This window comes from Colwellia chukchiensis (assembly GCF_002104455.1).
GTDB classification, from domain to species: Bacteria; Pseudomonadota; Gammaproteobacteria; order Enterobacterales; family Alteromonadaceae; genus Cognaticolwellia; species Cognaticolwellia chukchiensis.
Window position 1 is genome coordinate 1 of sequence record NZ_NBOC01000012.1, and the last position, 19,784, is coordinate 19,784.

The 19,784-nt window shown below is 42.4% G+C and carries 20 protein-coding genes; 15 read left to right on the forward strand and 5 right to left on the reverse strand.

The features are described from left to right. The first annotated feature begins 263 nt into the window (after positions 1-263). The gene (locus tag B6K83_RS12875; RefSeq protein ID WP_085285339.1) at positions 264-623 is read left to right on the forward strand and encodes a DUF5329 family protein; all 360 of its coding nucleotides are present in this window, start codon (positions 264-266) and stop codon (positions 621-623) included. 89 nt (positions 624-712) lie between these two features. Here the strand turns inward: B6K83_RS12875 and hmpA are convergent, their stop codons facing one another. Together hmpA and B6K83_RS12885 are read right to left on the reverse strand one after the other, a co-directional pair. Beyond that, on the reverse strand, positions 713-1,894 hold the full coding sequence (gene hmpA / locus B6K83_RS12880; RefSeq protein WP_085285340.1) for an NO-inducible flavohemoprotein: 1,182 nt from the start codon (positions 1,892-1,894) through the stop codon (positions 713-715). 131 nt (positions 1,895-2,025) lie between these two features. Next, complete coding sequence (locus tag B6K83_RS12885) at positions 2,026-2,211, reverse strand: hypothetical protein (RefSeq protein WP_233143997.1); 186 nt, start codon at positions 2,209-2,211, stop codon at positions 2,026-2,028. Between the two features lie 331 nt (positions 2,212-2,542). On the opposite strand from B6K83_RS12885, the gene norR reads away from it, so the two are divergent. Further along, positions 2,543-4,129 carry a nitric oxide reductase transcriptional regulator NorR gene (norR, locus tag B6K83_RS12890; protein WP_085285342.1) on the forward strand — a complete coding sequence of 529 codons (1,587 nt, stop codon included), beginning with the start codon at positions 2,543-2,545 and terminating at the stop codon, positions 4,127-4,129. Between the two features lie 83 nt (positions 4,130-4,212). On the opposite strand, the gene B6K83_RS12895 is transcribed toward norR, so the two are convergent. Together B6K83_RS12895 and upp are read right to left on the reverse strand one after the other, a co-directional pair. Next, a complete protein-coding gene (locus tag B6K83_RS12895; RefSeq protein ID WP_085285343.1) occupies positions 4,213-5,475 on the reverse strand; it encodes a uracil-xanthine permease family protein in 1,263 nt (420 codons plus the stop codon). A 68-nt stretch (positions 5,476-5,543) separates the two neighbouring features. Beyond that, the gene (gene upp, locus B6K83_RS12900) at positions 5,544-6,170 is read right to left on the reverse strand and encodes a uracil phosphoribosyltransferase (protein ID WP_085285424.1); all 627 of its coding nucleotides are present in this window, start codon (positions 6,168-6,170) and stop codon (positions 5,544-5,546) included. A 313-nt stretch (positions 6,171-6,483) separates the two neighbouring features. On the opposite strand from upp, the gene B6K83_RS12905 reads away from it, so the two are divergent. The 10 genes from B6K83_RS12905 (at position 6,484) to rpoS (ending at position 13,762) form a co-directional block, all read left to right on the forward strand. Then, positions 6,484-7,122: a hypothetical protein gene (locus tag B6K83_RS12905; RefSeq protein ID WP_085285344.1), complete on the forward strand. Its 639-nt coding sequence runs from the start codon at positions 6,484-6,486 to the stop codon at positions 7,120-7,122. Between the two features lie 89 nt (positions 7,123-7,211). Then, positions 7,212-7,505, forward strand: coding sequence for a cell division protein FtsB (ftsB, locus tag B6K83_RS12910; RefSeq protein WP_085285345.1), 294 nt, complete (start codon positions 7,212-7,214; stop codon positions 7,503-7,505). A gap of 9 nt (positions 7,506-7,514) precedes the next feature. Continuing rightward, positions 7,515-8,243 carry a 2-C-methyl-D-erythritol 4-phosphate cytidylyltransferase gene (gene ispD, locus B6K83_RS12915; protein WP_085285346.1) on the forward strand — a complete coding sequence of 243 codons (729 nt, stop codon included), beginning with the start codon at positions 7,515-7,517 and terminating at the stop codon, positions 8,241-8,243. Beyond that, a complete protein-coding gene (gene ispF / locus B6K83_RS12920; protein WP_085285347.1) occupies positions 8,234-8,728 on the forward strand; it encodes a 2-C-methyl-D-erythritol 2,4-cyclodiphosphate synthase in 495 nt (164 codons plus the stop codon). The genes ispD and ispF overlap by 10 nt, the downstream gene beginning before the upstream one ends. Next, entirely contained in the window at positions 8,725-9,855 is a 1,131-nt protein-coding gene (gene truD / locus B6K83_RS12925; RefSeq protein ID WP_085285348.1) for a tRNA pseudouridine(13) synthase TruD, read from the forward strand. The genes ispF and truD overlap by 4 nt, the downstream gene beginning before the upstream one ends. Positions 9,856-9,863: 8 nt before the next feature. Then, positions 9,864-10,616: a 5'/3'-nucleotidase SurE gene (gene surE / locus B6K83_RS12930; protein WP_085285349.1), complete on the forward strand. Its 753-nt coding sequence runs from the start codon at positions 9,864-9,866 to the stop codon at positions 10,614-10,616. Then, positions 10,613-11,287 (forward strand): protein-L-isoaspartate(D-aspartate) O-methyltransferase, encoded by a 675-nt coding sequence (locus B6K83_RS12935; RefSeq protein ID WP_085285350.1) that lies wholly within the window; start codon positions 10,613-10,615, stop codon positions 11,285-11,287. Before surE ends, B6K83_RS12935 begins: the two co-directional genes overlap by 4 nt. A 3-nt stretch (positions 11,288-11,290) precedes the next feature. Then, on the forward strand, positions 11,291-11,869 hold the full coding sequence (locus B6K83_RS12940; protein WP_085285351.1) for a YqaA family protein: 579 nt from the start codon (positions 11,291-11,293) through the stop codon (positions 11,867-11,869). A gap of 16 nt (positions 11,870-11,885) precedes the next feature. Then, on the forward strand, positions 11,886-12,734 hold the full coding sequence (locus B6K83_RS12945; RefSeq protein WP_085285352.1) for a peptidoglycan DD-metalloendopeptidase family protein: 849 nt from the start codon (positions 11,886-11,888) through the stop codon (positions 12,732-12,734). Between the two features lie 86 nt (positions 12,735-12,820). Next, the gene (gene rpoS, locus B6K83_RS12950; protein WP_085285353.1) at positions 12,821-13,762 is read left to right on the forward strand and encodes an RNA polymerase sigma factor RpoS; all 942 of its coding nucleotides are present in this window, start codon (positions 12,821-12,823) and stop codon (positions 13,760-13,762) included. 102 nt (positions 13,763-13,864) lie between these two features. Here rpoS and mutS read toward each other — a convergent pair whose 3' ends face one another. After that, positions 13,865-16,432 carry a DNA mismatch repair protein MutS gene (gene mutS, locus B6K83_RS12955; RefSeq protein WP_085285354.1) on the reverse strand — a complete coding sequence of 856 codons (2,568 nt, stop codon included), beginning with the start codon at positions 16,430-16,432 and terminating at the stop codon, positions 13,865-13,867. Positions 16,433-16,948: 516 nt separating this feature from the next. Here mutS and recA point away from each other — a divergent pair. The 3 genes from recA to B6K83_RS12965 all read left to right on the forward strand — a co-directional run bounded on the left by recA (position 16,949) and on the right by B6K83_RS12965 (position 19,781). After that, the gene (gene recA, locus B6K83_RS12960) at positions 16,949-17,983 is read left to right on the forward strand and encodes a recombinase RecA (RefSeq protein WP_085285355.1); all 1,035 of its coding nucleotides are present in this window, start codon (positions 16,949-16,951) and stop codon (positions 17,981-17,983) included. Positions 17,984-18,461: 478 nt separating this feature from the next. After that, positions 18,462-18,599 carry a hypothetical protein gene (locus B6K83_RS18340; RefSeq protein ID WP_158088356.1) on the forward strand — a complete coding sequence of 46 codons (138 nt, stop codon included), beginning with the start codon at positions 18,462-18,464 and terminating at the stop codon, positions 18,597-18,599. Positions 18,600-18,776: 177 nt separating this feature from the next. Then, positions 18,777-19,781: a surface lipoprotein assembly modifier gene (locus tag B6K83_RS12965; RefSeq protein WP_085285356.1), complete on the forward strand. Its 1,005-nt coding sequence runs from the start codon at positions 18,777-18,779 to the stop codon at positions 19,779-19,781. Positions 19,782-19,784 lie beyond the last annotated feature (3 nt).

Sequence of the window (19,784 nt, forward strand, 5' to 3'; positions counted from 1 at the left end):
TCTTCAACTGATTCATAAACAAGCTCTAGTTCATTATTAAGCACAAAAAAATCCCCTCTGAAAATATCAGAGGGGATTATCTTATACTTGCAAGATCGTTCAACTATTTCTTAAACGATCGGCATTAACTCATTGAGTGGCTTTTTCATTAATGCCCTTTGCCAAGCCGTTCAGATCTGTTTGTCTCATGATTTACTTCTGTTAAAGGGGTAATATGGTAAGAGAGCGTTACACATTTATACGCCAGATAAGGAGGTAATAAGATGAGCTTAAGCCAAGTAAGCCAAGTGATTTTAGTTGTCGCGGTCCTGCTCTCTTTTCATGTGTTTGCCAGCACCGAGCAAGAAATTGCGCACTTGTTAAGCTATGTTGAACGTACTCAGTGTCTATACGAGCGTAACGGCACTAAACATAACGGCGTGGCAGCGGTTAAACACATTCGCAAAAAGTACCAGTATTTTGCTGACAAAATTACCTCGAGTGAGGATTTCATTAAATACTCTGCCACCAAGAGCACTATATCAGGCAAGCATTACCTGATCCATTGCCCCAAAAAAGCGACACGAAAAAGTCGAGACTGGCTGTTAATGGAATTGAACCGGTTTAGGGCTAGCAAACAATGACAGGGCGGATTTAACTTAGCCCTGCCATATTGAGCAGCTTTTAATAAGATGCGTAATATTTGCTTTGCATATACAGTAGCAATACTTACTTAAAGGCTGGCATGCGGGCCAAAGACTTCGTAATGAATATTGCCTTCGCCAACACCTAATGAAAGCAATTGTTGTTTAGCAAACTTCATAAAGGCGATGGGGCCGCACAAATAGAAGTTACCGGTTTGGGTCGGTAAATCAGTCGAGCTCAAGTCCATCATACCTTGCTTAATATGTGACTGTTGTGGCTTTTCATTGCGATACCATATATTTTGTTGCCAATTATTGTTTTTGACTAGTTCTGCGGTGCGCTGAGCAAATGAATGCTGGCTGTTATCTTCACAAGCATGAAGAAAGTGCACAGGTTGCGGGTGTTTGTTTGCCGCTAAGGTTTCGAGCATACCTTGCATGGGGGTAATACCAACACCGGCAGAAATCAGTACGGTAGGGCTTTGACGGTCAACGAAGAAAAAGTCGCCCGCTGGCGCGTAAAGCTTGACTTCATCGCCGATATTAACGCTATCGTGTAAATAGTTTGATACCTTTCCTGGCACGCCTTGTTGCTCACGTTTCACCGAAATACGATAACTTTTGCCATTAGGTTTGTCAGACAGTGAATATTGACGAATTTCTTTATAGTCATTGCCTGTTGGGTGCACCTCAAGGCCGATATACTGGCCTGGGGTAAAGCCGATCACGGCTTGTTGATCAACGGGCGCAAAAATAAAGCTTTTGACCAATGCTGACTCAGTAACTTTGTCGATCACAGTAAAGGCTCTTGCCCCTTGCCAACCGCCCTCCTTAGCGGCGCGCTCTTGATATAACTGGGCTTCACGATTGATAAAAATACCGGCTAAAAACTGATAAGCATTGCTCCATGCTTCTTCTACCTCAGCAGTAAATGCCTCGCTTGCTAATTCACGCAGCGTTTCAATTAAATGATGACCGACGATGGCGTAATGCTCAGCTTGAATGTTAAAGCTAGTATGCTTTTGTGCTATGCGCTCAACGGCACTGGTTAAGGCATTTAAGTTCTCAATATGCTTAGCGTAGGCGGCAATGGCTTCAAATAAAGCGACTTGCTGTCGACCGCTTTGTTGATTCGACATATTAAAAATGTCTTGTAACTCAGGGTTGTGGGAAAATAGACGTTGGTAAAAGTGTGCGGTTAATGCCGAGCCGGCATTTTCTAATAATGGAATGGTACTTTTAATTATCTCAATGTGCTTATCAGTTAGCATTATTGCTCCTAAATTAACTGAATAAAAGTTTGCTATCACGGGCTGAGAACGTACTCAAATGATGGATAACAAAACAACTTTAATGGGATTTTTTTCGAAATTTGTGGCTTTAATTGTCACTACATAGTCGTTTAGAAGTCTTTTCTGCCAAAGCCGTATAAGGCAATACAGCGCAAGACATAACCAAGCTTTAATGCGCCGGCAAATATTATGGTATTGATATGGGCGAAAATCTGCCAAAACATAGCTACATAGTCATTTAAAACGAAGGTTGCGGTAATACACAGCAGGATAATAATGAGCGAAATTAACATCATGTAATTCCCTAAGATCAGGCACTTTTGCAACCTTAAGGCGTTTTTAACCTCAGGTAAGCGCTTAGCGATAGTAAACTGGGCGTACATTACAAGCTCCAATAATTAAAATAAATGATGTTTGATTAGCAAATATTACCGACTGCTTGTCTGTGTTAGAGCAAGCACAGTGCCACTATTTAGAGTTATTTAAAGTTATTAATTATCAGCAAGTTATTATTTTGTTTGCAAGTTTGTTGTCATATTGACTGCTTTGCTTTGTAGTCAATATGACACGAGTGTGTTAAATTGTCTCATTAATAACAGCCGAGCGTTATAAGTCAATCATTACATTATGAGCCAAATTTCAACACAGGCACTTATTGAGTTAGCCCTTGATTTAGCCAGCAGCCTAAACAGCAAAGACAGATTTGATCGCCTACTAGATACCGTGCGTAAAACGATAAATTGTGATGCCGTTGCTTTACTGTCCCTTGACGGTGATGTCTTAACCCCCATCGCGTTGCAAGGGCTGAGTCGAGATACCAAAGGGCGCAGGTTTAATGTGCAGGAGCACCCGAGGTTTGCGGTATTGTGCCAATCTAAGTACCCGATCCGTTTTCCGGCAGACTCACCGCTACCCGATCCTTATGATGGCTTACTCATTGATAGAGTTGGTGATTTACCTGTGCATTCATGTATGGGGTTGCCACTTTATTACGATAATAAGCTATTAGGCTTGTTAACTATAGACAGCTTAACGCCGCACCAATTTGAAGATATTGCTGAGCGAACATTAACCGTGATTTCAGCCATGGCGGCTGCGACATTAAATACGGCACTATTAATTGCCCAACTTGAATCTCGAGCGGATCATTCGCAACGCGTAGTCGCTGAATTGACAGCAGAAGCATGGAAGCGCGATGGCGGAGAGTTAATTGGCGAAAGCGCCATAATGGAGCAGTTAAAAGAAGAAATCACGCTAGTTGCCAACTCAGAGTTTAATATACTTATTTATGGTGAAACCGGTGTCGGCAAAGAGCTAGTTGCCCGAACATTACACCAAAAGTCTCCACGCCAACATGCGCCTATGGTGTATGTAAACTGTGCAGCATTGCCAGAAAACTTGATAGAAAGCGAGCTCTTTGGTCATGTCAAAGGAGCTTTTACCAGTGCCGATAAAGATCGGCCAGGCAAGTTTGCCCTTGCTGATGGCGGTACGTTATTTCTAGATGAAATTGGCGAGCTGCCGTTAGCTGCTCAAAGTAAAATTTTGCGTGCGATTCAAAGTAATGAAATACAGCCAGTGGGACAAGATAATGTTGAGCAGGTCAATGTTCGTATTATTGCGGCCACTAACCGAGATTTAAAAGTTGCTGCAGAAGGGGGGCGATTTCGCGCTGATTTATATCACAGGCTCAGCGTTTATCCTATTCGTGTTCCTCAGTTAAAAGAGCGTATTGGCGATGTTCAAATACTTTGTGGCTATTTTATCGAACAAGCCAAGATGAAATTAGCCGTCAGGCAACTAAAAGTCAGTGCCGCAGCCATTAGTCACCTAGAGCAATATAATTGGCCAGGGAATGTGCGAGAGCTTGAACATGTGGTCAGTAGAGCGGCGTTAAAAGCGCGAGCTCGACAAAAAAATAAAGCAATAATCACCATAGAAAAACAAGACTGTGGTGCGTTAGTTAATTTAACGAATGGCTCACTAATGGCTAAGCAGCCTAATGACATGTCACAGCAACTGACCAAGACTGGCGCTGAGAGCATGAATCTTCGTCAAGAAACAGAGCACTTTCAACGACAATTGATCAAACGGGTATTGCAACAAGAGCAGGGGAGTTGGGCGGCGACAGCACGTCGTCTTAGCCTTGATAGAGCCAACTTAAATCGTCTGGCCAAAAGGTTAGATATAAAGGTGCGTAAAGATATTTGTTAGCAACAGCTTGCGGCAATGCTTAGTTTTAAATATCGGCCTAAATACTACAGTATCTAGGCCGAAAAAACACAATTTAAATGGATTTAGGAAACTTGCTTCTCTTTTGGCAAGAGTAAGTTCAGGCCAATCGCCACTAAAGCACATAGGCTGATGCCTTGAATGCTAAAGCCACCAAGGTTGAGTGCCATACCGCCGATACCAAACACTAATACCACAGCAAAGATAATAAAGTTTCGAGGTTGGTCAAAATCAACTTTTGCTTTCACCAAACTGCCTAAACCAACACTGGCTATTAAGCCAAACAGCAGCATCATAATACCGCCCATAACCGCACCTGGAATGGTGTGTAATAATGCGCCTAACTTACCCACAAAGGCCATAATAATTGCCGCACATGCCGCCCAAGTCATAACTCTTGGGTTAAAGGCTTTGGTTAACATTACCGCGCCGGTGACTTCAGAATATGTCGTGTTAGGCGGTCCACCCAATACCGATGCGGCAGTGGTTGCAACACCGTCTCCGAGCAAGGTGCGATGCAAGCCAGGCTTTTTAATGTAGTCTTTGCCGGTGGCAGAGCTAATAGCTAATATATCGCCTATGTGCTCAATGGCCGGAGCAATGGCAATCGGCAAAATATAAATAATTGCCTGCCAATTAAACTCAGGGGCCGTAAAGTTAGGTATTGCAAACCATGCGGCTTCACGCACTGGGGTAAAATCAATAATGCCATGATAAAGTGACAAAATATAACCGACAATAATACCCGATAAAATTGGCATTAAGCGCATAAAGCCTTTGCTAAATGCAGATACTAATAAGGTCGTTAATAATGCAGGTAACGAGATAGATATGGCGAGAGACTGATCAATTAATTGTGTTGCGCCATCGCCAGTTTGACCAAGAGCCATATGAACCGCAACCGGGGCTAATGACAAGCCAATGACCATAATAATAGGGCCGGTAACTATAGGTGGTAAATATTTGCTGATAAAACCAACACCGCGGGCTTTGATTATAGCGCTAAAAAACGCATAAACTACACCCACAATCGCAAGCGCTCCCATAGTGGCAGGGATCCCCCAAGTTTGCGTGCTATACATAATTGGGGCAATAAAAACGAATGATGAGGCTAAAAATACCGGCACTTGACGCTTTGTAACCCACTGAAAAAGCAAGGTTCCTATGCCAGCGGTGCATAAGGCCACGTTTGGATCTAACCCTGTTAATAATGGCATTAATACCAAGGCACCAAAGGCAACAAATAGCATTTGCATGCCTGTTAATACTTCTTTAACCAGTGACTGATGATTTGTTATTTCGTTATCGACATTCGCTTCTGTCTTCATAGCTTACCCGTTAGCACTGCAAGAGCTGTAAAATAGTGTGATGTAGTTTTGTTTTACCGCATTTCGCATTATTTGGTGCCAAATATTTTATCACCAGCATCGCCTAAGCCTGGCAGTATATAGCCAGCATCGTTTAAGCAATCATCAACAGAGGCAGTATATAGGTCAACATCAGGGTGTGCTTTTTCAAGTGCTGCTATACCTTCAGGTGCTGCAACTAAAACCAAGGCTTTGATGTTGCTACAGCCACGCTCTTTTAATAAGTCGATAGTCGCTACCATAGAGCCGCCAGTTGCCAGCATAGGGTCAATAACCAGAGCTAGGCGCTCATCAATTTGCCCAGCTAATTTTTCAAAATAGAACACGGGTTCAAGGGTTTCTTCATTACGGTACATACCCACTACCGAAATGCGGGCGCTTGGGATCAGCTCTAACACCCCATCCATCATACCTAAACCAGCACGCAAAATTGGCACCACGGTCACCTTTTTGCCTTTGATCTGTTCTATTTCTATTTCACCATTCCAACTGTCAATGGTGGTCGTTTCTACCGCTAAGTTTTTAGTGGCTTCATAGGTTAATAAACAGCCCACTTCAGAGGCGAGTTCACGAAAGCGTTTAGTGCTGATGTTAGCGGCGCGCATTAGGCCAAGCTTATGTTTAATAAGGGGATGTTTTACTTCAATGACGCTCATTGTTTGCTCCAAAGTATGCAACTGGAAAATATTTTTGTATATTATACTGAAATCACTTGAAAATGCTTGTGTGTCGGGCAAGAAAATATCGCTTTTATTACGACAGCTAAGTGTCACTAATGTGCGGTGAATAACGCCTTTAGCGTTGTCATTAGTCATTCATAGAGAGGTTGCTAGGCGAATGTAGCGTACACAGATATGCATTTTGCAATCTATGATGCAGTTGTAAAAAACCATGAATCATAATTTTATCTTTAGACAGCAATCAAGTATGCTTAAATATTATGCATAATCAACAGCAGTAATTACGCTAATGGTCACTCAATCATTACTATGGCAATCAGCACAGCAATCATCAGATTTTGCTGAGCTTTGTAATGGTCTCTATGAGCGAGAGTTACTTTCCTTAAGCAAAAGCGATACCGCAACAGTTGCTGAGCTACAAGGTAGAATTAAAAGCCTACCCCACTATATAAAACGTACAGCGTATGCGTTACTCAATGCACAAACACCGTTGCAGCTGGATATTCAAAATGCCAGTTGGTCTGCAAAACAAGCCAATGTTTCCCCGTCATTAAGTCAGCTTTCTGCTTATCCAGAGACGGTTTTTGCATGGTATAACAGTTTTTTGTTAAAACCAGGCTTAGTCGTGCCGATTCAATTAACAAGTCACATTGTACTTGATAGCATAGATAGGGTAGATAACGAACAGCAACGTATTCGCACCAATGTTCACGGTTGGTTCGATTTCAAGGCGTCAACAATTCAAGAAGATTCAATCCGACTGCTTAAGCCTAATAAAAAAGTGATGACAGCAGCCTGTGCTGGTCATCGTTGGCAAAACCAACGCAAATTATCGCCCGTTATGCCATCTTTGCGGGAATTACTATTATCTTGCACCATTAATTGGCGTAACTTTAAACAGCCAGTAACTAATATCGGTAACAATTGAGTTTAAAGTCAGCTTGGGTGTTTACAGCAGGCGTTAGCCATTTATAATGGCTTATTTATATGAGTTTTTAATCACCACTGAGCATTTATATGCGACTGATCACGGCAGTTTTACTGATTTTTTTGGCTTTGTTACAATACCGACTTTGGTTCGGTAAAAATAGTGTGCCTGATTATCTTGCCTTAGAAGAAGAAGTTGCCCGCCAAGTCGCAAACAATCATAAACTTAAGCAACGTAATAAGTTGCTCTATGCTGATATTGATGATTTAAAGTCGGGGACTGAAGCCATTGAAGAGCGGGCTCGACATGAGTTAGGCATGATTAAGCAAGGAGAGACCTTTTTTCGGGTCATCCCAGATGATGACTCAGACAATAAGGAATAGCTGTTCATTATGCTTAATTTAGCAGAAAAATTTTGCGTTGTTGTTCCCGCTGCGGGGGTTGGCAAACGTATGTTGACCTCATGCCCTAAGCAATATTTAACCATTGCCAATCACACTATTTTAGAACATACGGTACAACGTTTGTTGAGTCATGAAGCAATTGCTAATGTTGTTATTGTTTTAAGCGCGCAAGATGAATACTTTGCAACAACTTCGTTAGCCAATAACCAAGCTGTACGCACGGTTATTGGCGGTAAAGAGCGCGTTGACTCTGTCCTTGCCGGATTAAAATCTTTAGATGCCGCACAGCAGCCTTGGGTGTTAGTTCATGATGCCGCCAGACCATGTGTTCGCCATCAGGATATATCGCGGCTGATCCAGTATTGTCTAGCTAATGATCATGGTGGCATTTTAGCGATGCCCGTGCGCGATACCATGAAGCAAAGTCAGTGTGGACAAAAAATAGCGAAAACTTTAGTGCGTAGCCAAATGTGGCACGCGCTGACACCACAAATGTTTAAAACCACAGAGCTGATTCAAGCGATAAGTGCGGCGTTAGCCAACAACATTACCATAACGGATGAGTCATCGGCGATGGAAGCTTTTGGCTATAGCAGCGGTTTAGTCAATGCCAGTGGCGACAATATTAAAATTACCCAGCCAGAAGATCTACAACTGGCCGAGTTTATTCTTAACCAACAAAAAATTAATTTATCTTCAGGGGCATTATGCGAATAGGTCACGGTTTTGATGTTCATAAATTTGGCGGCCCAGGGCCTTTGGTATTAGCAGGCGTAACTATAGATTATGAGCGTGGCTTTGTTGCTCACTCAGACGGCGATGTAGCGATTCATGCCTTGTGCGATGCTATACTAGGCGCACTTTGTCTTGCAGATATTGGCAATCACTTTCCTGATAATGACGCGCAATATGAGAATATTTCAAGCCGAATTTTGTTACGACATGTGGTGAGCTTAATGCAAGAAAAAGGCTATAGGCTAGGTAATGCCGACGTAACCATTTGTGCACAAGCGCCGAAAATAGCACCACACTTATTAGCGATGCGCGGCCATTTAGCCGCAGATCTTGACGCCGAGATAGAGCAGGTCAATGTAAAAGCCACCACTACCGAAAAATTAGGTTATGTTGGCAGAAAAGAAGGGATTAGTGCTCATGCTGTGGTGCTGTTAAAGCCAAGGCTAGCGCAGGGCATTAACGCATGACGGAAATTAGCGCAGAAAGTTACAACAAGCAATTAACCGCCCCTGCACAGGCATTTTTGTATGGCCAACCACAAGCAACGGGGTTATTGCGGCTTCAGCCATCAGACTTTAAAGTTTTTGAACGCTTACCATTTCAACCCTGTGGTGAAGGTGAGCACCTTTTTATTCATATTAGAAAAACCGGCGCCAATACCGGCTTCGTCGCCAAGCAGTTAGCCCAATATTTTGCCGTTAAAGAGTCGCAGGTATCTTATGCGGGCTTAAAAGACCGCTTTGCGGTGACAGAACAATGGTTTGGCGTGCATGTACCCGGGAAGCAAAATTATGATTTAAGCGATTTAAATATCGAAGGTGTCGAAGTTTTAAATTACCAACGTCATAACAAAAAGTTGCGTATTGGCAGTCTAGTGGGTAATCGTTTTGAAATTACGCTGCGTGATGTGAGCCATATTGATGAATTAGTTAGACGTTGGCATGTGGTAACAAACTTTGGCGTGCCTAATTACTTTGGCGAACAGCGCTTTGGCATTAATAATGGCAATATAGAAAACGCACTGCGCTTGTTTGTGGGGCGCAAAGTCAAAGATAAGAAAAAGCGAGGCATGTTTTTATCCGCGGCGCGATCGCTCATTTTTAATCAAATTATCAGCGCTCGTATTGAACAAAATAAGTTCGACAGTTTAATGGCAGGCGATGTCTTGATGCTTGCAGGCACTCAGTCGGTATTTGTTGCAAATACCATTGATGACAGCTTAAGTACGCGACTCGCGCAGCGTGACTTAGATATCACAGCTCCTATGTGGGGGGCGGGCGAGTTAATGAGTAGCGATAATGCACGAAACTTTGAACAGTCGATTGCTGAGCAATACCAAGAATTATGCCAAGGTTTAGCACGTTTTGATTTAAAGCAAGAACGTCGTCGCATTCGCTTAACCGTGACCGAAACCGATATTGAGGTTAATAACGATGTGGTGACCTTATCTTTTTTCCTGCCTGCGGGTGCCTATGCCACAACGGTTATGCGTGAACTCATTAACTATCAAGATATGACAGTGCGGGTACAAGAAAATTCAGCGGCTTCATCCCCCGTTGTTCAGTCAGCTAAAAATAATCAAAGCGAGTCTTAATAGCAACAATGAAGATCTTACTAAGTAATGATGACGGTGTGCATGCACAAGGCATTAAAGCCCTATATGAAGAACTCATAAAGCACTTTGATGTTAGTGTGGTTGCTCCTGATCGCAATTGCAGTGGCGCGAGCAACTCCTTAACTTTAATGAACCCGCTGCGGGCCTATAAAGTCACTAATGGCTTTACTGCCGTCAATGGCACGCCAAGCGATGCTGTACATTTAGGTGCAACACAATTATTGCAACCGGCCCCCGATTTAGTGGTGGCGGGTATTAATCATGGCGCTAACCTAGGTGACGATACGATTTATTCTGGCACCGTGGCCGCGGCCACCGAAGGGCGTCATTTAGGTATGCCGGCAATCGCCGTGTCGTTAGTCTCTAATCAGCCTAAACACTTTCAAACCGCGGCTGTGGTTACCGCTAAGTTTATTGAGCGCCTATTGCAACACCCACTACCCAGCGATCAAATCATCAATATCAATGTACCTGACTTGCCACTTGGGCAGTTACAGGGCATTCAAGTAACGCGACTCGGTCATCGCCACAAGGCCGAAACCATGAAAAAGATGCAAGATCCGTGGCAACGTGATATTTATTGGTATGGACCACTGGGCAAAGAGCTTGATGCTGGCGTCGGTACCGATTTTCATGCGGTGGCAAATGGCTATGCCTCAATTACCCCGTTAACAATTGATATGACCGCTTATAAAAGTATGGCAAAAATGACAGAATGGATTAATGAACTTTCACTATGAAACAACCTAGTATCAATGCCAGAGTCGGCAGTATCGGCGGCAAGTCGAGTAGAAGTGGCGCATTACTAGCGCAAAAATTACATCAAGAAGGTATTGATAATCAACAGGTATTGCAAGCTATTGCCAAAAGCCCGCGTCATATCTTTGTACCAGAGATTTTAGCGCACAAAGCCTATGATAATACCGCTCTGCCCATTGGGCAGGGGCAAACTATTTCTCAGCCCTATATCGTGGCAAAAATGTCGGAACTATTACTTGAAGCCGGCGTGCCCGACAGTATTCTTGAAATTGGCACTGGCTCGGGATATCAAACATCGATTTTGGCACAATTGACTACAAAGGTGTATTCCGTAGAGCGAATTAAGTCATTGCAATGGCAAGCTAAACGCAGGTTGCGTAGTATGGACTTACACAATATTGCCATGAAACACGGTGATGGCTGGCAAGGCTGGGCGAGTAAAGCACCATTTCAAGCCATCATAGTGACTGCGGCCCCGAGCCAAGTCCCCGCCGCATTATTAGAACAACTGGCTGATGGTGGCCGTTTGATTATTCCGGTTGGTGAGCATAGTCAGGTCTTGAAATTAATCACCCGTAATGGTGATCACTTTAATGAACAGCAAATTGAAGCAGTTCGATTTGTTCCCCTTGTTCCCGGCGCTTTAGGATAGATAGTGAAAATATTTTCTGCTTTGTACGAATGGACCTTAAAATGGGCTGAGCATAGGCTAGCCCCGAAAATACTCGCCATTTTGACGTTCGCTGAATCGGTGTTTTTTCCAATTCCACCGGATGTGTTACTTGCCCCTATGGTGCTGGCACAAAGAGAAAAAGCGTGGCAATTTGCAACCTTAACCACAGTGGCCTCTGTGATCGGTGGTGCTGTAGGTTACGGCTTAGGGTATCTGATGTTTGAACCTTGGATCCAGCCACTTATTACAGAGTTTGGCTATCAAGCGCGCTTTGATAAAGCTATGTTATGGTTCAGTGAGTGGGGCGTATGGGTGGTGTTTATTGCCGGTTTCTCACCGATACCTTATAAGCTCTTTACGGTCAGTGCAGGTTTTTTACAGATGGCCTTTTTACCCTTTATGATAGCATCAGCCATAGGTCGAGGATTGCGATTTTTTTTGGTGGCAGGCATCATTCGTTGGGGCGGCGCGCCAATGGAGCGGAAAATCAAGCAATGGGTTGATGTTTTAGGCTGGCTGTTGGTGGTTGCCATTATCATTGCTTACTTTGCGACACGATAATAGGTGAAGTTTGGTGATGAAAACGCGCTGGAAAAATAGTGTTTTTACTGTCAATGGCATTATAGTCTTAATACTATTGCTGGTTGTCAGCGGCTGTTCAAGTCGCAATAAGCCAGCACCTGTGGTGGATGTACAAGGTTCACTTCCGCTCAGTCAGCGCATAAAAAATAGTGTTAGTGGTCACGAGTATATTGTTAAAAAAGGCGAAACATTATATTCAATCGCATGGCGTGCCGATGTCGATGTTCGTAGCTTAGCTGCAATTAATAACATTAAAGCGCCTTATCACATCTACCCAGATCAAAAGCTGCGTTTGCGTCAAGATTATCCGGCAACGGCTAAGACAGCGACTAAGAGCAAAAACTTTAATTCGTCAAAACAAAAAGTTATAAAAAAACCTATTGCACAGAAGAAAAAGCAGGAGTATGGTGGCAATAAGGTTGAGCAAAAAACAAGCAAGATAGCGCAGCAACCTAAGGCGACATTTTCACAAAAAATTAGCCGATGGCGATGGCCAGCTAACGGAAAAGTAATTAATAAGTTTTCGACAGCAAAACAAGGAAATAAAGGAATCGACATTGCGGGGCGACGTGGTGATTCGGTACAAGCAACTGCAGACGGCATTGTGGTTTATGCCGGCGATGCGTTACAAGGATATGGTAAGTTAATTATTGTAAAACATAATGATGACTACCTCAGTGCCTATGCTCACAACGATCGAATTTTAGTGAAAGAGCAGCAAGTTGTAAAAGCCGGTCAAAATATTGCCAAAATGGGTGATACTGATGCTGAAAGAGTCATGCTTCATTTTGAAGTTCGCTTTCGCGGAAAATCAGTCAATCCTATGAAGTATTTGCCGAAATAATAAGAAAAATTTATAAACAATAAATTGGAGTTAATGTGAATATTTAGTCAGTGAATGTAGCAAAAGCTAAAAGCGGGAGAAATAACATGGGCATAAAAAAACAAGTAGAATGTTCAGGTGTAGCAGTAGCAGTAAAGGATAAGTCGAAAACGAGCAAAGCGGAAAAAACGGCCTCAGAAGACGGCCCCGCGAGTTTAGACGTTACGCAAATATACTTAAGTGAAATAGGATTTTCACCGTTACTTACCGCAGAAGAGGAAGTATATTATTCCCGTCTTGCCTTAAAAGGTGACGACGCATCTCGTAAACGTATGATAGAAAGCAATTTACGCTTAGTGGTTAAAATTGCTCGTCGTTATAACAATCGTGGTTTACCACTGTTAGATCTCATTGAAGAGGGTAACTTAGGTTTAATCCGCGCGGTTGAAAAATTTGATCCCGAGCGAGGTTTTCGTTTTTCAACCTATGCCACATGGTGGATACGTCAAACCATTGAACGTGCCATTATGAATCAAACCCGTACCATTCGCCTGCCAATTCATGTGGTTAAAGAATTAAATATTTACTTACGCACGGCACGAGAGTTAGTGCAAAAGCTTGATCACGAACCTACCGCAGAAGACATAGCCGCAGCACTTGATGTGCCAGTTGAGAATGTAAGTAAGATGCTACGTTTAAATGAGCGTATTGCATCAGTAGATTCACCCTTTGGCGGTGAAGGTGAAAAAGTTTTATTAGATGTGATCCCTGATGAAAAAGCGGGTGGCCCTGAGTCCAAGCTACAAACCCATGATATTAAACATAGCATTGTTGATTGGCTTAACGAGTTAAACTCTAAACAACGGGAAGTGCTAGCGAGACGTTTTGGCTTACTTGGTTATGAAGCTGCGACATTGGAAGATGTTGGCGTAGAAATTGGCTTAACTCGTGAGCGAGTTAGACAAATTCAGGTAGAAGCGCTTAAGCGCCTGCGTGATATTTTGAGTCAGCAAAATTTATCTATCGAAGCTTTGTTTCAAGCCCAATAATAAGACAAGCTACTTACCAGTGGCCATAAAAAAAACCAGTATTTACTGGTTTTTTTATGGCGCCAATATTGCGCTAGCAAAAGTCGCTTGTGCTAGATGATACTAAAGTTGTTCTTTTAATTGGTACAGTATGTCTAAGGCCATTTTCGGGCTAATGTCATTGACATCAAGAGCGCTTAATTGCTCCAGTATCGGGTGATTATTTGCCACCAGAGGCAGTTGTTCGTATGTTGGTGCAACCGTTGCGGCAATCGTTGGCGCTTGGCTATTTTCTAGTTCAGCTAAGCGTTGTTTGGCGCGCTGTATGACATTTTTAGGGACGCCGGCAAGTTGTGCGACTTGTAAGCCAAAGCTTTTACTTGCTGCCCCTTCTTGTACTGTATGCATAAAAACAATGCTGTCTTGGTGTTCAATAGCGTCCAAATGTACATTGGCTAGGCTATCAATTTGCTCTGCCAGTAGTGTTAGCTCAAAATAGTGACTGGCAAATAGCGTGAAAGCTTGGGTTTTTAAGGCAAGCATTTCCGCACAAGCCCAAGCTAGCGATAAACCATCATAAGTACTGGTTCCTCGACCGATTTCATCTAACAGCACTAGGCTTTTATTGGTGGCGTTATGTAATATATTAGCTGTTTCTGTCATTTCCACCATAAAGGTTGAACGCCCGCTCGCTAAATCATCTGAGGCACCGATGCGAGTAAAAATACGATCAACCATGCCAATATTGGCGGCGCTCGCTGGTACATAACAGCCTATATGGGCCAGTAAAACAATCAGTGCCGTTTGGCGCATATAAGTAGACTTACCCCCCATATTCGGCCCAGTTATAATGAGCATTTTTCGGCTTGGGGTTAAGGCAACGGGATTGGGAATAAAAGGTTCGGTTGTCATTTGCTCAACAACGGCATGACGTCCAGCTTCGATATGAATACCACTGTCTTCTTGTAAGATTGGCTTAACGTAGTTAAGGGTATCCGCTCGCTCTGCAAAAGTGTTTAATACATCAATTTCTGCAATTGATTGCGCCAGTAATTGTAGTTGCTCTATTGACGGTAGCAAATGCTCAAAAAGCTCTTCATATAAGCGCTTTTCTAACGCCAGAAATTTACTTTGTGCAGAGAGCACAGTTTCTTCATGTTGTTTAAGTTCATGAGTAATAAAGCGCTCATTATTTTTTAAGGTTTGTCGACGAATATAATCATCGGGTACTTCATGGGCTGAGCTACGACTGATCTCGATGTAAAAGCCATGCACCTTGTTGTAACCCACTTTCAAGGTTTGAATACCGGTACGGGCTTTTTCTCTGGCTTCAAGTTGTGCTAAAAATTCGCTTGCACCTGCGCTTAAATCACGCAGCACATCTAATTCTTTATTATATCCTGGCGCGATCACGCCACCGTCACGAATTAACACGGGTGGGTTTTCAACCAAGGCTGTTGTAAGTAAGTTTTGCAACTCAGGCAACGGTTGGCAGTGCTGTAATAAGTTTGCTACATGCTCTTGATGGCAGTCCAGCAAGAGTGTTTGTAATTGCGGTAAGCACATTAAAGCATTACGCAAGCGAGCAAAATCTCGCGGTCTAGCAGAGCGCAAGGCGATACGAGCCACAATACGTTCAATATCCCCAAATTGTTTTAAGTGATGGTGCAGGTCGAAGACAATATCTTGCTGTAACAAGGCCGCTATGGCATTTTGGCGATTGCTTAAGGTTTTTAATTCGCGCAGCGGTAAATGTAACCAACGCTTGAGTAGTCTTGAACCCATTGGGGTTGCGGCTTTATCAAGTATTGCGGCCAGTGTATTCTCATGGCCGCCTTGCAGGTTTTGGGTTAGTTCTAAGTTGCGCCGCGTTGCGGCATCTAAAATGACGGCGCTGGCAGCACTTTCACTGATGATTGCTCTAATATGAGGCAGCGCACTACGTTGACTATCTTTAACATATTGCAGTAAGCAACCGGCTGCGGCGATACCTAGTGGTTTATCGTCTACGCCGAACCCCGATAACGACTGGGTGCCAAACTGTTTCGTTAACAGCGTATTGGCGGTTGCTAAGTCAAACTCCCAGTCAGGTCGGCGGCGTAAACCTTTGCGTCCGTTAATAAAGTTTGCGCTATCTAGTGACTCTGGGTACAGTAATTCGGCAGGTGATAAACGCTGTAATTCCGCTTGGACTTGTTCTGCAGTTTTCGGCTCGACAATAACAAAACGTCCGCTGGTCATATCTAAATAGGCTAAACCAAATGCTTGTTGGTGCTGATAAAGCGCAACAATTAAGTTGTCTTGGCGGTCTGTCAGCAAAGCTTCGTCGCTCACCGTACCAGGTGTAACAATGCGGACAACTTTTCGCTCAACAGGACCTTTACTGGTTGCAGGATCGCCAATCTGTTCACAAATTGCGACAGACTCACCTAATTGCACGAGTTTTGCTAAATAGCCTTCTACAGCATGGTAAGGCACCCCAGCCATCGGAATGGCGTTACCTCCAGCTTTTCCGCGTGCTGTTAAAGAAATATCGAGTAAATCAGAAGCTTTCTTCGCATCATCAAAAAATAGTTCATAAAAATCACCCATACGATAAAAAATCAATATATCGGGAAATTCAGCTTTAATGGTCAGGTACTGACGCATCATCGGTGTGTGGGAAGTAAGGTCTGGCGTTGTTTTTGTCATTGAATGTCGTATCTAAAAAATGAATAAACAGTTTTCTGGCAGGGATTATGCCACAATGATTAGTATCAAACCTTGTTATTTTTCAAAATACATTTGGGTCTGTTGAACTTTCGAGCTTACTTTTACTGCGACTTGTTTGGTGTTTAGATAAGGCAAAGCATGTGACGTATAGCTCGCGACACGAACAGATGATAACGGCGTTTAAACTTCAAACAAGTGCCGCCTTTGAATTGAATAAGTTTTAACCCTGAAAGATCAACAGCCCTTAATAAAACCTCACCATAAAAATGATATAAAGTCATGGCGTAATATGACATTAGTAACTTTTTTTATAAAAAATTTAAAAAGTTACTAATGTTAAAAAAATTCTTTATATTCAATAACTAAAAAGTCTCGTAAAATATATTTATTAAGTTAAATTAAAATTATCAATAAAAAACTTGATACTGTACGACTATACAGTATACTTGCTGTCATTACACTAAATTAAGCACCTAAGCCATCGTGGAGCATTAAATGAACGATAACAAAGAAAAAGCATTATCAGCCGCCTTAAGTCAAATTGAACGTCAGTTCGGTAAAGGTTCAATTATGAAGTTGGGTGATAATCGCAGCATGGATGTTGAAACGGTTTCAACGGGTTCTTTAGGGTTAGATATTGCCCTCGGTGCTGGCGGCTTGCCACTAGGCCGAGTAGTTGAAATTTACGGTCCAGAGTCAAGTGGTAAAACAACCTTGACCTTGGAAGTGATCGCAGAAGCACAACGCAATGGCAAGGTTTGTGCCTTTGTCGATGCCGAGCATGCACTTGATCCCATCTATGCTGAAAAGCTTGGCGTCAACATTAATGACTTACTGGTTTCTCAGCCTGATACTGGTGAGCAAGCACTGGAAATATGTGACATGCTGACTCGTTCTGGTGCTATTGACATTATTGTTGTTGACTCGGTAGCAGCCTTAACTCCAAAAGCTGAAATTGAAGGCGATATGGGCGACTCTCATATGGGCTTACAAGCGCGTATGCTTTCACAAGCCATGCGTAAGTTGACGGGTAACTTGAAACAATCAAATACCATGATTATTTTTATCAACCAAATTCGGATGAAGATAGGTGTTATGTTTGGTTCACCAGAAACCACCACTGGCGGTAATGCGCTGAAATTCTATGCTTCTGTGCGTTTGGATATCCGTCGAATTGGTGCAGTTAAAAATGGCGACGAGATTGTTGGTAATGAAACACGCGTTAAAGTTGTGAAAAATAAAATTGCGCCACCATTTAAACAAGTAGAGTTTCAAATTTTATACGGCGAAGGTATTAACAGTTTAGGTGAGCTTGTCGATCTTGGTGTTAAGCATGAAATGGTAGAAAAAGCTGGCGCTTGGTATAGCTATAATGGTGATAAAATAGGCCAAGGAAAAGCAAATGCAACTAAGTTCTTAAAAGAGAACCCCGAAGTAGCAAAAGATATTGATACGCGTTTACGCGAGCTACTGTTATCAAAAAATAAACCTGCCGAGACGGTTGAGCCTGTAGCAGCACCAAGCAGTTAAATCTAAAATACATCTAGTTTATAAGCCACTTAAGCATTAAGTGGCTTTTTTTTCGCCAAATTATTGTGCTACCTTAACTAAGTATTAGCACTGGATGTGAGTTATTTTTAACAGCTAAGCGAATTTCTCATGATGTGCTTTAATGCTATTGGTAATTTTATAAATATGATATCGCGCAAATAAACAGAGTGCTAAACATCAACTTATTTTCGAAGCAAAAGTAAATTTATCTTATTAATAAGGAATGAAATATTGACAGTGCATTGATTGCTAATGCAAGCTGTAGTTCAGCCTTTAGGGATAGGTGAGAACTATTTTCGCCATCATCAGCGAGAACATCTTTGAGCATTTGATAATAAAACTGTAAAAAAATGTTGAATAGTATTAAAATTAACCAATAATAAGTTTGGCGTATGTTTTTTTTCCGCGCTATTAACTTCAATGGATTAGGTCATTACAATAAAAACAGGGTGATTGAGTGAAGAAAATATTAGTCGTTTTTTTCTTGTTGTTCCTCACAAATATAAAAGTCAATGCCGCAACGTTTAAAGCAAGTGAGACTTTTACTCAGTTAAAGGCAGCGGTTGCAAACAACGATAGCGCGCTTGCATGGTAGCTGGCTACTCAGTTAGAAGCTGAATATTTAGGTGATGTTGACTTTGACTTTCTCTATGGTCTTGCCGCGTTAAAAGCTCAAGAGAATGAGCGCGCGGTTTATGCCTTCGAGCGCGTCGTCGCTAATCGTCCTAATTGGCTGGATGGGCGCTACTATCTTGCCAGCGGTTACTATGTGATGAAAAACTATCATGGCGTAATTGAGCTTACAGAATCTTTAAGCCAATCAACAAATATCTCCTTGGCGCTAAAGCAAGCGGCATTAACTCTTAATCGACGAGCTCAAGAGGCACTTGCCAGGCAGTCGCTCTATGTCCAACATGCAATTGATGCCAGTTTAGGTTATGACTCCAATGTTAATGCAGGCACAAGTGAAGATAACATCTTTCTGCCCTTGTTAAATCAAGACATCATATTATCTGATAATAGTAAGGAAACCAGCGATGGCTATTTAGGCCTTGGTTATAACTTGCTGGCAACTAAAGCCTTAACCCAATCATCTAAACTTACTTTTTCTGCTGCCAGTCGTCTGCATTTTTTTACAAGCAATTCGGAATATAATCGATTTTATTTAACAACCAATGTGCAATATAACAAAGATTTTGCTGGCTTTAGCAGTAGCATCGGCGTTAGGGCGGTACCTTTATGGTTAAATGATAGCTATTACCGTACGCAATATGGGGCGACCTTAGGTTTAAGAAAAGCACTTGATAAACAGTGGCTTGTTTCAAGTGAGATCTTTGTGGGTCAAACGAAAAACGATATAAATAAGTTGCTGAGTACCGATGATATTTCGTTACAAATCGCTACTCAGTATTTGACGCAAAGCTGGCGGCATACGCTGTCGCTGAGGTTTGCCACAGAAGACAGTGAGTTTCTCGAGAGCCAACATAATAATAGAGAGACCCTAGTGATGAGTTATCTCGCTGACTTTGCTATCAATAGTCATTGGTTAGCAAGTGCCAATATCAGTTTTCAACAACAAGATTATCAAAATAACCATCCGTTTTTCTTTGAAAAACGTGCCGATGATATGTGGTTAATTGGTGGTTCAATTCAATACCAAGACCAAGGTAAGTGGTCTTACCGGCTGGGCGTTACCATGCAAGACAAAGACAGTAATTTAACGCTCTTTTCCTATCAGCGTGTTGACATTCAATTGTCTGCACGGATGAGTTTTTAGGAG

Bases quoted from the DNA above. Each gene is read 5' to 3' on its own strand.
- B6K83_RS12875 (WP_085285339.1), top strand. From the start codon at position 264: ATGAGCTTAAGCCAAGTAAGCCAAGTGATTTTAGTTGTCGCGGTCCTG.
- hmpA (WP_085285340.1), bottom strand. From the start codon at position 1,894: ATGCTAACTGATAAGCACATTGAGATAATTAAAAGTACCATTCCATTA.
- B6K83_RS12885 (WP_233143997.1), bottom strand. From the start codon at position 2,211: ATGATGTTAATTTCGCTCATTATTATCCTGCTGTGTATTACCGCAACC.
- norR (WP_085285342.1), top strand. From the start codon at position 2,543: ATGAGCCAAATTTCAACACAGGCACTTATTGAGTTAGCCCTTGATTTA.
- B6K83_RS12895 (WP_085285343.1), bottom strand. From the start codon at position 5,475: ATGAAGACAGAAGCGAATGTCGATAACGAAATAACAAATCATCAGTCA.
- upp (WP_085285424.1), bottom strand. From the start codon at position 6,170: ATGAGCGTCATTGAAGTAAAACATCCCCTTATTAAACATAAGCTTGGC.
- B6K83_RS12905 (WP_085285344.1), top strand. From the start codon at position 6,484: ATGGTCACTCAATCATTACTATGGCAATCAGCACAGCAATCATCAGAT.
- ftsB (WP_085285345.1), top strand. From the start codon at position 7,212: ATGCGACTGATCACGGCAGTTTTACTGATTTTTTTGGCTTTGTTACAA.
- ispD (WP_085285346.1), top strand. From the start codon at position 7,515: ATGCTTAATTTAGCAGAAAAATTTTGCGTTGTTGTTCCCGCTGCGGGG.
- ispF (WP_085285347.1), top strand. From the start codon at position 8,234: ATGCGAATAGGTCACGGTTTTGATGTTCATAAATTTGGCGGCCCAGGG.
- truD (WP_085285348.1), top strand. From the start codon at position 8,725: ATGACGGAAATTAGCGCAGAAAGTTACAACAAGCAATTAACCGCCCCT.
- surE (WP_085285349.1), top strand. From the start codon at position 9,864: ATGAAGATCTTACTAAGTAATGATGACGGTGTGCATGCACAAGGCATT.
- B6K83_RS12935 (WP_085285350.1), top strand. From the start codon at position 10,613: ATGAAACAACCTAGTATCAATGCCAGAGTCGGCAGTATCGGCGGCAAG.
- B6K83_RS12945 (WP_085285352.1), top strand. From the start codon at position 11,886: ATGAAAACGCGCTGGAAAAATAGTGTTTTTACTGTCAATGGCATTATA.
- rpoS (WP_085285353.1), top strand. From the start codon at position 12,821: ATGGGCATAAAAAAACAAGTAGAATGTTCAGGTGTAGCAGTAGCAGTA.
- mutS (WP_085285354.1), bottom strand. From the start codon at position 16,432: ATGACAAAAACAACGCCAGACCTTACTTCCCACACACCGATGATGCGT.
- recA (WP_085285355.1), top strand. From the start codon at position 16,949: ATGAACGATAACAAAGAAAAAGCATTATCAGCCGCCTTAAGTCAAATT.
- B6K83_RS12965 (WP_085285356.1), top strand. From the start codon at position 18,777: ATGAAAAACTATCATGGCGTAATTGAGCTTACAGAATCTTTAAGCCAA.